The sequence below is a fragment of the Pseudomonas sp. KBS0710 genome, assembly GCF_005938045.2.
In the GTDB taxonomy this organism is placed as follows: domain Bacteria; phylum Pseudomonadota; class Gammaproteobacteria; order Pseudomonadales; family Pseudomonadaceae; genus Aquipseudomonas.
This window is the reverse complement of the sequence record NZ_VCCF02000001.1, coordinates 3,940,014-3,952,226: the sequence shown is the minus strand read 5'-3', so window position 1 is coordinate 3,952,226 and position 12,213 is coordinate 3,940,014. Positions and strand designations below refer to the sequence as shown.

At 60.0% G+C, this 12,213-nt stretch carries 6 protein-coding genes; 3 read left to right on the top strand and 3 right to left on the bottom strand.

Annotated features, from left to right (window positions below; translation table 11 throughout):
* Positions 1-55: 55 nt before the first annotated feature.
* From mupP to FFI16_RS17910, 3 genes are all read right to left on the bottom strand, one after another.
* On the bottom strand, positions 56-727 hold the full coding sequence (gene mupP / locus FFI16_RS17920; protein WP_138816150.1) for an N-acetylmuramic acid 6-phosphate phosphatase MupP: 672 nt from the start codon (positions 725-727) through the stop codon (positions 56-58).
* Positions 728-731: 4 nt separating this feature from the next.
* On the bottom strand, positions 732-1,430 hold the full coding sequence (gene ubiG / locus FFI16_RS17915; protein WP_003172645.1) for a bifunctional 2-polyprenyl-6-hydroxyphenol methylase/3-demethylubiquinol 3-O-methyltransferase UbiG: 699 nt from the start codon (positions 1,428-1,430) through the stop codon (positions 732-734).
* Positions 1,431-1,493: 63 nt separating this feature from the next.
* Entirely contained in the window at positions 1,494-2,825 is a 1,332-nt protein-coding gene (locus FFI16_RS17910; protein WP_138816149.1) for a TRZ/ATZ family hydrolase, read from the bottom strand.
* A 109-nt stretch (positions 2,826-2,934) separates the two neighbouring features.
* Here FFI16_RS17910 and mtnA point away from each other — a divergent pair, with 109 nt between their 5' ends.
* The 3 genes from mtnA (at position 2,935) to gyrA (ending at position 12,076) form a co-directional block, all read left to right on the top strand.
* Complete coding sequence (gene mtnA / locus FFI16_RS17905) at positions 2,935-4,005, top strand: S-methyl-5-thioribose-1-phosphate isomerase (protein ID WP_138816148.1); 1,071 nt, start codon at positions 2,935-2,937, stop codon at positions 4,003-4,005.
* A 152-nt stretch (positions 4,006-4,157) separates the two neighbouring features.
* Positions 4,158-9,101, top strand: coding sequence for a membrane-targeted effector domain-containing toxin (locus FFI16_RS17900; RefSeq protein ID WP_138816147.1), 4,944 nt, complete (start codon positions 4,158-4,160; stop codon positions 9,099-9,101).
* 311 nt (positions 9,102-9,412) lie between these two features.
* Positions 9,413-12,076, top strand: a complete 2,664-nt coding sequence (gyrA, locus tag FFI16_RS17895) for a DNA gyrase subunit A (RefSeq protein ID WP_138816146.1) — start codon at positions 9,413-9,415, stop codon at positions 12,074-12,076.
* The last annotated feature ends 137 nt before the right edge of the window (positions 12,077-12,213 follow it).

Below are 12,213 nucleotides of genomic sequence, written 5' to 3'. Positions count from 1 at the left end.
TTGAAGTGGAATCCATTTCATGTGGGAGCTCAGTGCTAGTGAGTGCCTTGCACAATCAGCAACTGCACAGTGCGTTATCGAGCACCTTGCGCAGTTCCAGCGGGTGGTCCACCACCACGTCGGCGCCCCAGTTGCGTGGGTTGTCGTCCGGGTGGATGTAGCCGAAGGTGACCGCCGCAGTGCGGGTGCCGGCGTCGCGGCCAGACTCGATGTCGCGCAGGTCATCGCCCACGAACAACACGCTGGCCGGGTCCAGGTCGAGCATCTTGCACGCCAGAATCAGCGGCTCGGGGTCGGGCTTGCTATTCTTCACGTGGTCCGGACAGATCAGCAGCGCCGAACGCTCGGCCAGGCCCAGTTGCTGCATGATCGGTTCGGCAAAACGCAACGGCTTGTTGGTGACCACGCCCCACACCAGCTTGGACTTTTCGATGTCTTCGAGTAGTTCGGCCATGCCGTCGAACAGCTTGCTGTGGATGGCGCAGCCCTTGAGGTAACGCTCCAGGAATTCCTGGCGCAGCTCTTCAAAGCCAGGCGATTCCGGGTCCATCGAGAAGGTCACGGCGACCATTGCCCGCGCACCGCCGGAAATTTCATCGCGGATATGCTGGGGGTTGATCGGCTCCAGGCCTCGGTCGGTGCGCATGGCCTGGCAGATGGCGATAAAGTCCGGCGCGGTGTCCAGCAAGGTGCCGTCCATGTCGAAGAGAACTGCTCGCAACTTCACAGGCTTACTCCTCGCGCAGGGTCTGGATCATGTAGTTGACGTCAACGTCGCTGGCCAGCTTGTAGTGCTTGGTCAGCGGGTTGTAGGTCAGGCCGATGATGTCCTTGACGGTCAGCCCGGCCTGACGGCTCCAGGCGCCCAGCTCGCTTGGGCGGATGAATTTCTTGAAGTCGTGGGTGCCACGCGGCAACAGCTTCATGATGTATTCGGCGCCGATGATCGCGAACAGGTAGGCCTTGGGGTTGCGGTTGATGGTGGAGAAAAACACCTGGCCGCCCGGCTTGACCATACGGAAGCACGCACGGATCACCGAGGACGGGTCTGGCACGTGCTCGAGCATCTCAAGGCAAGTGACCACGTCGAACTGCTCAGGCATCTCTTCAGCCAGGGCTTCGGCGGTGATCTGGCGGTATTCGACGCTCACGCCGGATTCCAGCTGGTGCAGTTGGGCCACGGCCAGCGGCGCCTCACCCATGTCGATGCCCATCACGGTAGCGCCGCGCTGGGCCATGGCTTCGCTGAGGATGCCGCCGCCGCAACCGACGTCCAGCACCTTCTTGCCGGCCAGGTTGACGCGCTCGTCAATCCAGTTGACGCGCAGCGGGTTGATGTCGTGCAGCGGTTTGAACTCGCTTTCACGGTCCCACCAGCGGTGGGCCAGGGCTTCAAACTTGGCGATTTCGGCGTGGTCGACGTTGCTCATGGTGAATCCTCTAAATCTGATAAATCGGTTATTCAGCCCTGAACGCTGGGTTCAAGACCTTCGTTATTCGCTGTGCCCGCTGATCCGTTGGCCCCAGGCAATGGCCGTGGCGGTCAACTGTTGTTCATCCATGCGGGTGAATCGCCGGTCGTCGAGCAACTGCTTGCCGGCGACCCAAAGGTGTTTCACACACTCGCGTCCGGTGGCATATATAAGCGTTGAGACCGGGTCGTAGATCGGTTGTTGCGCCAGCCCCGACAGATCAAAGGCGACGATATCCGCCGCCTTGCCGACTTCGAGCGAGCCAATTTCGCTGTCCAGGCCCATGGCGCGCGCGCCATTGAGCGTAGCCATGCGCAGGGCACGGTGGGCGTCCAGGGCGGTGGCCGAGCCGGCGACGGCTTTGGCCAGCATCGCCGCCGTGCGGGTTTCGCCCAGCAGGTCGAGGTCATTGTTGCTGGCCGCGCCGTCGGTGCCGATGGCCACGTTCACGCCAGCCTGCCACAGACGCTCCACCGGGCAAAAGCCGCTGGCCAGTTTCAGGTTCGATTCCGGGCAATGGATGATGCTGGTGTTGCTTTCTACCAGCAAAGCCAGGTCATCCTCGCTGATTTGGGTCATATGAACGGCCTGGAAGCGTGGGCCGAGCAAGCCCAGGCGGCCCAGGCGTGCCAGCGGGCGTTCGCCGGTCTTCTCTACGGCTTGTTGCACTTCGAAGGCGGTTTCGTGCACATGCATATGGATGGCGGCGTCCAGCTCTTCGGCGATCACCCGGATCTTTTCCAGGTTCTCATCGCTTACGGTGTAGGGCGCGTGGGGGCCGAAGGTGATCTTGATGCGCGGGTGGTGCTTGAGGTCGCCGAACAGCTCTACGCCCTGGCGAATCGCCTCATCGGCGCTGCTGGCGCCGGGAATCGGGAAGTCGAGGATCGGCAGCGCGATCTGCGCGCGCATGCCGCTGTTGTGTACGCAGTCGCTGGCGACCTTGGGGTAGAAGTACATGTCCGAGAAGCAGGTGATACCGCCCTTGAGCTGCTCGGCGATGGCCAGGTCGGTACCGTCGCGCACGAAGGCTTCATCGACCCATTTGGCTTCGGCGGGCCAGATGTGTTTTTCCAGCCAGGTCATCAGCGGCAGATCGTCGGCCAGGCCGCGAAACAGGCTCATCGCCGCGTGGCCGTGGGCATTGATCAAGCCGGGGCTGAGCAGCATGCCCGGCAGCTCGCGAACCTCGGTGGCCGCAAGCTTCAAGGCCGCCGCCCGTGGCCCGATAAACGCGATGCGCCCGTCGCGGATGCCCAGGCCGTGCTCCTTGAGCACCACGCCAGCGGGTTCGACAGGTACCAGCCAGGTTGGCAGCAGCAATAAGTCGAGCGGGGCGGCAGTGGAGGTCATCGCAGGCTTCTTCCCAGGCAGCTATAAAAGAAGGGCGAAGTATACCCGAGCGTCCTGGCTGGCGGATCGCTATAATCGGCGGCTTTTGTTCATGAGTGCGGGGTAAGGGATGCGCGACCGACTGTTAGCTGCAGAGAAAGTGAAGGCCATCGATTGGCGTGATGGCGCACTGCACCTGCTCGATCAGCGTGCCTTGCCCTCACGGGAAACCTGGGTGGCCTGCACCTCGGCGGCAGAAGTCGCCCAGGCCATTCGCACTATGACCGTGCGTGGCGCGCCGGCCATCGGCATCAGTGCTGCCTACGGCCTGGTGCTGGCCGCCCGCGAGCGGATCGCCGAGGGCGGTGACTGGCAGGCGGCATGGGAAGAAGACTACGCACTGCTGGCCGATAGCCGTCCGACCGCCGCGAATCTGTTTTGGGCCTTGAAGCGCATGCGTGACCGCCTCGATCGGGTCAAAAAGCACGCCGACCCGCTGGCAGTGCTGGAAGCCGAAGCCATTGCGATCCATGAAAGCGACCGCGAAGCCAACCTGGTCATGGCGCAATTGGGCCTCGAGCGGATTCGCAAGCACCAGGGCAACGCCCAGGCGATCCTCACCCATGGCAATGCGGGCGCCCTGGCCACCGGCGGCGTGGGCACGGCTCTTGGGGTGATCCGCGCGGCGTTCCTGGAGGGTTTGGTGGAGCATGTCTACGCCAACGAAACCCGCCCGTGGCTACAAGGTTCACGGTTGACGGCGTGGGAGCTGGCGGGTGAGGGTATTCCGGTCACCGTGAATGCGGACTCGGCCGGCGCGCATATCCTCAAGAGCAAAGGCGTGACCTGGGTGGTGGTCGGCGCCGACTGTATTGCGGCCAATGGTGATGTGATCGGCCCGATCGGCACTTATCAATTGGCGGTGTGTGCCATGCACCACGGCGTGCGTTTTATGGTGGTGGCGCCCAGTTCGACTCTCGATTTGATGATGGCTACCGGTGAGGATGTCAGCCTGGAAGAGCGTGATGCGGCGGAGTTGCTGGAGGTGGGCGGGCAGCGGTTGGAGGTTGCGGCGTTTAATCCGGTCTTCGATGTGACGCCGGCGGACCTGATTGATGTGATCGTGACTGAAAAGGGCATTGTTGAACGGCCCGACACCGCCAAGCTGGCCAAGTTGATGTGCCGTAAGCGCCTGCATTGAGGCGGTGTGGGTAGTGCAAGGCTAATGCCGCCTGGGGGGCTGGTTCGCGCACGCTAGTGGTCAATGTCATTGCACATCGAATTGCGAGCGCCTTGGTCGTGGAGCAGAGCGATGTGGAGATGGCCCATTGATCACTTTTGGGACGCTGATTCATGTCTACCCTGCTATCTCCACCATCGATTTATCCGCTTATTGACGAACGTGCGCTGATCGGCGTTCTCCCCGTTCCCAGCCGAGCCTGGCATCTCCAACAACTGCAAACCGAATGCGCGTTCAGCGAGCGCCTGGTGCGCAGTCAACCTTCCCTGGAGCGCGTCAGTCGGGAAACGTTTCAGCAGGCGCTGGATTATGTATTTGTTGGTCGTCGCCTTGATCCAGACACGATTTTGCTGATTGAGGACATGCCTCCCGGTGCAGCGCAGCGCTCAATGACGCAGGCTGTGCGGGATGTTCTGGAGTCCGGCTCTGTTCTGGAGAGTGCGCGTATAACTGGTTTTTCTCAGGTTACTGACGCGGCAGTTGCCCAGAGACTGACTGGCGTTGAACCTGGGTTTTTTGCTGATTTAGTTAATCGCCACATTCAGGCGTTGGTCGAGAATTTCAGCCAAATGTTGAGCCGCTTCTGGCGCAACCCTGTTCTTCAAGGCAATGAATTGACCATGCGCGACACCTGGCTTCGTTATCGGTGTGGCGAACTGGCCGAGGAAGCGGCGTTGCGTCGGGCCGACAACCTGGCGCATCCGGACACGGGCCTCACCGCCGCAGGTGTGGAGCTGGTGCACGGTCTGGTAGGAAGTCAGTTGCAGCTCGACTCCCCTGTATCCCAAGTGGCGGCATATCGATTGGTGGTCGAAGGTGCGAAGCAGGCCATTAATCTGGCAGGCGCGTTTGTGTTGGGTGGGGTGGGAGAGTTGCCCGGCAGCCGGCCGTTGTTGCTTTACACCCCGCAGCGTGGCCTGGAAGAGTTTGCCAGCACAATAGCGCTGCTCAATGCTCTCAGCGTGCGATGGGGGACCGCGGGAGGTTGCGATGAAATCCTTGCGAACCTTGCCATGCCCGATCTTGAGTCTATGCAAGCTTTGTGCAGGAGCGGGCAGGCAAGTTGGACACTGGTTGAAATGTCGCCCGATGCTCACGGCTCTCTGCTGGGGCAGGTTCTGGATGAGAAGTTGGCCCAGCAACAGGTGAATTTGCGGGCAGCTTTCTTGCCCTTGCGGCCAGGTATCAATGCCCGCGTTTCGCAGGTGCTGGCGCTGCCGACAGGCTTGCCGGCGGACTTGCTCAGCCGGCCGCTGCGCCCTGATACGTTGCCGGTTTTGCCGTCGGTCGACCTTTCGGTCGGCGATCAGCAGCACAATTTGATTGGACAACTATCCAAGCTGAACGCGTTGGTGGATAAGTTGCTCGAGGGAGTGCCTGAATTTGATGCGTTCTTCCAGCAGCAGTTGAGAAAACTGTTTCCAGGTTTCACTGGGCCTGTCAGTCCGCAACGGATTTATTTCACCCGTTCCCGGCTTGATCAACACGGGGTGGAGCAGCCGTCCGAGTCTCACACATTGGAGTCGAGGCTTGGCAGGTTATTGGGGGTGGGGGCAGACGTCGATGATCGCGTTGGGGAATATTATTACGTTGAGCCCGACACCTTGAGTGAAGAGTACAGGCTTGATCAGGTTGGCACGCTGGGCGGTCTGGCGACAGCGCTGAAACAAGAGTTCCCGATGTTGCTGAGTGAGTTCTGGAATACGTTTCAGAAAGGTCGCGGGCTGCGCATGGAGTTGCTGACTCGATTGCGCAAACAAACGCTGGCGACCGAGTCGGCTCTGCGCACAGTAGACGGTACTTTGACCCCGGCCAGCCGTGAGCTGATCGACAATGTATTGAAATTCCCTACCTCTGCTGCCCGTGCGTTGGCGTTTCCAGGCTCTGCGCGGCCCCAGGTATACCGTTTGGCTTTGACTGATGGAGGAAGGTTTGCCACCGCGTTCATATTGAGCCCTGAAAGTGCCAGCCCACCGACGGGCCCTTTGGTTCTATGGACTATTACTCAAGGGTTTGAGGAGTTTTGCGACCTTGGTGCGCTTTATGCCGAACTCGCCCGGCGACTTGATGACGGTGGCGTGGAGGGTGCCTTGCTGGCTGACAATCTGTCGGTCGAAGTACGTGAGAAGCAAACAGATCAGTGGGCCGCGCTGTTTGCACTTGCCCCTGATGCAATTACGGAGGACTTCGTTGCTGACGGAACTCAAGCGCTGCTGGCGAAACAGCGTCAAGACCTGCGGCATGCGCTTAGCGCCAAAAATCAATTGCGTCCCGGGGTGGTAAATACGGCCATTGATCTGGCGCCTCAACTGGATACATCGACGGCTTTCATGGCGCGTAATCGGGTGTTGGAGGCGTCGATGATGCCGCCGTGGCAAAAAGCACTGTCTGCGCAGGATCAATTGCGCTTGCAGGCGTTGGCATTGGTCGTACAGGAAAAAAACCAGGCTTTGTCGGTATTGCTTGGGGCGGTTCCCTCACTGCTCACGTATACCCGGCAGAAGCTGAGGGGCAAGTTGCGCAGCGTTCTAGAAGCGCGAGGTTTACCAGGCACCTCGGTGGAGATGATTGATCCGGACACGGTCATCGTCACTCGCTCGGAAAGGGTAAGGGTCAACCAAGTGCCTGCCCCTGGTGTTAAAGATCCTATTGAGCGCGTCACGATCGAACGCATGAGCTTGACTGATCTGGCACTGAAAAATCTCAAGCCTTGGGAGGGAAGCCTCTCATGGACTTCGAGTGTCAGTATGGGGGCCTACGTGACTTATGCTGACGGGCGGCGGGTGGTCGATGCACGTGGCGAGGCGCTTCAACTGCCACGCGAAACGATTGAGCTGTGGGTGCGGGATATCAACGCCGGCCATCATTATTGCCGAGATATTCTCAACAAAACGTTCGCGCCACCTGCAATATCTGCACAGGCCAGCCAGTTGGCACAGACTTGGATGTCGGCCAATGCCGCGTTGTGGGAATACGCCGCTGAATCGGCGCGCCTCAATCCGGCAGCCTATAGCGTTGTGTCGGCCAACGATTCTGCAAAAAAACGCGCTGAACAATGGGTGGCGGCGGTGCTGGGGTCGTGGGGGGCGCAAGGTCGGCCACAGGTGGACGGGTGCGGGATCGAGGCCAGTTTCCTGATGTTGGGAACGCCTTATGTCGCACCGGAGCGGGGCGGAAGCCAATGGGTACAGGGGGTAGTCGTGATTTCGGCCGCTGAAGTAGCCGAATGGGTACTTTACACGCCCGAAGCGCCGGACGGGCTGGACTTGCGTGAGCTGCGCGACGAGGCTGAGTTGATAGCGCTGCTCGGGATGCCGCAATGGCAAGCCTATTTTTTGGCGCGATTGTGTGTCAGGTCCCCGCAGGTTATCGAGCCTGTGGCCCGTTTAGGTTTATACCTCACGGGGCTCGATTCCATCTTCTCGTTATTTTTGTCCGATGTCTCGCCGGTTCAAGAGCGCCTGCCACCTTTGATAGTGCGGCGGGTGACCTGTGAAGGATCCTTGTTGCAGAGCATGTACTATTTGCAGATTTTACGTTTGATGGAGCTTGCGCAACGGGGCTCCGTCACCAACGAGCAAGTCAGCCTTCAATCGACATTTAATAAGGTGATGTTTGGGATAGAGGTGGTGGGGGCGCTGATGGATATGCTGCCGTGGGGCTGGCATTGGCTCTCTTCGATTCCAGGTTATTGGAGGCGTTTGTCGCACACGTCGCTGCTGGCTTTTCGTGAACGTGGGGAGGCTATTCCGGGGTTGCTCGTGCGTGAAGGGCTTGGGAAGCGTTGGCTGCGCATGCAATCGGCGACAGACAGCGTCGAGCTTCTTGGGGTCAAACCCTTGGCGTCACGGTCTTCGTCTCTCGAGCATTTGGCTGTGCGCACGCGGCCTCTGTTGCACTTGCCCACGCCGGAAACCCTGGACTCACTCATTCCACTCGCCTGGAAAGCTTCGGCTGTGCCTGAGAAGGAAGCGGCTGGATTGCTAAGAGGATTGGTGCCCAATAGCAGGGGTATTTATCGTACATCAGCGGGTGAATACCTGATTCGACCCGTAGATGCTCAAGGCAAGGCAGTGGTCTTTCGCATCAAGAGTGATTTCAAACTTTACGAGAGCGCAGGCTTGGCCGTGCAGGTCGTCGATGCGCATGGGCGCCGTGAGATCGGCTTTTTGTATGCTGCCGGTAATGGGCGGTGGCGACCGGTCGGAGTTAAGGGCGGGGGTAGGGGGGCTTCCCGTCAGGCCCTTGATCTGCCCGGTGAGGAGTATTTGCTCACCGGGGACTACTCAATGAATGCCCATGGTAGGGAGAGTTTATCTCAGGCATCAATCGAATATTATGACGCCTGGTTTGCCCGGGATTGGCGACGGTTCTTCAATTCGCGAGTGCTGCCTCCGCGCCCCGCCCCTCTCGCTTTACCCCCGTTGGCAACGGTGGATGACTTGCTTGACGCCTGGCCTGAACAGGTCGTGGGCTTGGTGCTGGGGGAAAACCACGACGAAATAGCCAGTATTGCGTTTTTCAAAGATAAGATGCAGGCGCTCTATGACCGGGGTTTTCGCACGCTCTATATTGAAGGCAGTCACGCCACTTGGCGCTCCCAGCTCCATATTGCGCCTGCGTCCACGACTGGTCGCAATACAGTAAAAAGGTTGGCTCGGTCTCGCGGAATGAACGTTCGGGGGCTGGACGATGATTGTTTGACGCTGCACAGGGATCGTTACACTTTACAGCCTTCTATAGACATGTCGGTCCGTCTGAACGAGATGAACTACTTTGCTGTGCGCCAGATTGAGAAATATCACCCGGTCGACGGAGGTAAGTGGATAGCATGGGTAGGGGCCAGGCACACGAACACCGCTGATGGCGTTCCCGGGATTGCCGAGCTTATGGGGGCGATTGGCGTAAGAATCAAAAATGCCAAAGCGGGTCAGCCCACGGTGGTCAGGGCACCTGGCCAGCGCAGTGGCCTGTGGGGTGGGTTTCGACCCGATGTGGAGATTGAATGGGACGTGAGCCTTTCCGCGCCGCGTCTGCCCGAGGGGCCTTCCGCGTAACGAAATGCTCGGAATTCGCGCCTGAATTTGTATGTCGTTAGCCTCAGAGCGCCTCTCGGCCCCATTAAGCCTGTCACTGGTCAACTAACTACTTACCTTGCGCATCAGGGGGATAGGTGCGTGGCGGCGATTGTGATAACATCCGGCGGTTTCCAGGGCCACCCCAAGGGGTGGCCCATAACGTGCAGATCCGTGTCATAACTCGTTGATTTGTCGTAAGTCGTCGTCAGGCACCGTGCCGGCAACGGCGAGCTTCGTTCGTCCCATATGGATGCGACGAGGTTTCACCCGAAAAAGGAATCAGGCTTCTCATGGGCGAACTGGCCAAAGAAATCCTCCCGGTCAATATCGAAGACGAGCTGAAACAGTCCTACCTCGACTACGCGATGAGCGTAATTGTCGGTCGGGCACTGCCTGATGCGCGCGATGGCTTGAAGCCCGTGCACCGGCGTGTGCTGTTCGCGATGAGCGAGCTGGGTAACGACTGGAACAAGCCGTACAAGAAATCTGCCCGTGTTGTCGGTGACGTGATCGGTAAGTATCACCCTCACGGCGACACTGCGGTGTACGACACCATCGTTCGGATGGCCCAGCCGTTTTCCCTGCGCTACCTGCTGGTAGACGGCCAGGGCAACTTCGGTTCGGTCGACGGCGACAACGCTGCGGCCATGCGATACACCGAAGTGCGCATGACCAAGCTGGCGCACGAGCTGCTGGCCGACCTGCACAAAGAAACCGTGGACTGGGTGCCGAACTACGACGGCACCGAAATGATCCCGGCCGTCATGCCTACCCGTATTCCCAACCTGCTGGTCAACGGCTCCAGCGGTATCGCCGTGGGCATGGCCACCAACATCCCGCCGCACAACCTCGGTGAAGTCATCGACGGTTGCCTGGCCCTCATCGACAACCCTGAGCTGACCGTCGACGAGCTGATGCAATACATCCCCGGTCCGGACTTCCCGACCGCCGCGATCATCAACGGTCGTGCCGGCATCATCGAAGCCTACCGCACCGGCCGTGGCCGCATTTATATGCGTGCCCGCTCGATGATCGAAGACATCGACAAGGTCGGTGGCCGCCAGCAGATCGTCATCACCGAACTGCCTTACCAGTTGAACAAGGCGCGTCTGATCGAGAAGATCGCCGAGCTGGTTAAAGAGAAGAAGCTGGAAGGCATCACCGAACTGCGCGACGAGTCTGACAAGGACGGTATGCGCGTGGTGATCGAGCTGCGTCGTGGCGAAGTGCCTGAGGTGATCCTCAACAACCTCTACGCCCAGACCCAGCTGCAAAGCGTGTTTGGTATCAACGTGGTGGCCCTGATCGACGGTCGCCCGCGCATCCTGAACCTCAAGGACCTGCTCGAAGCCTTCGTGCGTCACCGCCGCGAAGTGGTCACCCGCCGCACCGTGTTCGAACTGCGCAAGGCCCGCGAGCGCGGCCACATCCTGGAAGGCCAGGCGGTAGCGCTGTCGAACATCGACCCGGTGATCGCGCTGATCAAGGCTTCGCCGACGCCGTCGGAAGCCAAGGAAGCCCTGATCAAGATGCCGTGGGAATCCAGCGCCGTCGTGGCGATGGTTGAACGTGCCGGTGCCGATTCGTGCCGCCCGGAGACCCTGGACCCGCAATACGGCCTGCGTGACGGCAAGTACTTCCTGTCGCCGGAACAGGCCCAGGCCATCCTGGAACTGCGTCTGCACCGCTTGACCGGCCTGGAACACGAGAAACTGCTGGCCGAGTACCAGGAGATTCTCAACCAGATCGGCGAGCTGATCCGCATCCTCAACAGCGCTGTGCGCCTGATGGAAGTGATCCGCGAAGAACTGGAAGTGATCCGCGCCGAATACGGCGATGTGCGCCGCACCGAAATCCTCGATGCGCGCCTGGACCTGACCCTGGGTGACATGATCCCCGAAGAAGAACGTGTGGTGACCATCTCCCACGGTGGCTACGCCAAGACCCAGCCATTGGCGGCGTACCAGGCTCAGCGTCGTGGCGGTAAGGGTAAGTCGGCTACCGGCGTGAAGGATGAGGACTACATCGCTCACCTGCTGGTTGCCAACAGCCACACCACGCTGTTGCTGTTCTCCAGCAAAGGCAAGGTGTACTGGCTCAAGACCTACGAGATTCCGGAAGCCTCCCGCGCTGCCCGTGGTCGTCCGCTGGTCAACCTGCTGCCGCTGGACAGTGATGAGTACATCACCACCATGCTGCCAGTCGAGGAATACACCGAAGGTCACTTCATCTTCATGGCCACCGCCAAAGGCACCGTGAAGAAGACCCCGCTGGAATCCTTCAGCCGTCAGCGCAGCGTGGGCCTGATCGCCCTGGAGCTGGACGAAGGTGACGTACTGATCTCCGCTGCCATCACCGATGGCGAGCGTGAAGTCATGCTGTTCTCCGACGGCGGCAAAGTGACACGCTTCAAGGAATCCGACGTTCGCGCCATGGGCCGTACCGCCCGCGGTGTGCGCGGCATGCGTCTGCCTGAAGGGCAAAAGCTGATTTCGATGCTGATCCCGGAAGAAGGCAGCCAGATCCTCACCGCTTCGGCGCGTGGTTATGGCAAGCGCACCGCCATCAGCGAGTTCCCGGAGTACAAACGTGGCGGCCAGGGCGTGATCGCCATGGTCAGCAACGACCGCAACGGCCGTCTGGTTGGCGCGGTGCAAGTGCTTGATGGTGAGGAGATCATGCTGATTTCCGACCAGGGCACTCTGGTGCGTACCCGTGTGGCTGAAGTGTCGAGCCTGGGCCGTAACACCCAGGGCGTGACGCTGATCAAGCTGGCCAGCGACGAAACGCTGGTAGGCCTGGAGCGCGTCCAGGAGCCATCGGAAGTCGAAGGCGAAGAGCTTGAAGGCGAAGACGGTGCGGTATTCGATGGCGAGGTGATCGCAGCCGGCGATGACAACGTCGACGAGCCAACCCTCGATGCTGCCGCAGACGAAGAAGAACCGCAGGAATAAGCGGACACACAGGGGGCGGATGAAGATTCGCCCCCTTGTTGTTTGTCCGTATGGAAATATCGACAGCCATGGAGATCTAGTGTGGGAGCGGGCTTGCTCGCGAAAGCGGACTGACATTCACCAGAGATGTCGCCTGT

Coding starts and splice junctions, on each gene's coding strand:
- ubiG (WP_003172645.1), bottom strand. CDS start 1,430: ATGAGCAACGTCGACCACGCCGAAATCGCCAAGTTTGAAGCCCTGGCC.
- FFI16_RS17910 (WP_138816149.1), bottom strand. CDS start 2,825: ATGACCTCCACTGCCGCCCCGCTCGACTTATTGCTGCTGCCAACCTGG.
- mtnA (WP_138816148.1), top strand. CDS start 2,935: ATGCGCGACCGACTGTTAGCTGCAGAGAAAGTGAAGGCCATCGATTGG.
- FFI16_RS17900 (WP_138816147.1), top strand. CDS start 4,158: ATGTCTACCCTGCTATCTCCACCATCGATTTATCCGCTTATTGACGAA.
- gyrA (WP_138816146.1), top strand. CDS start 9,413: ATGGGCGAACTGGCCAAAGAAATCCTCCCGGTCAATATCGAAGACGAG.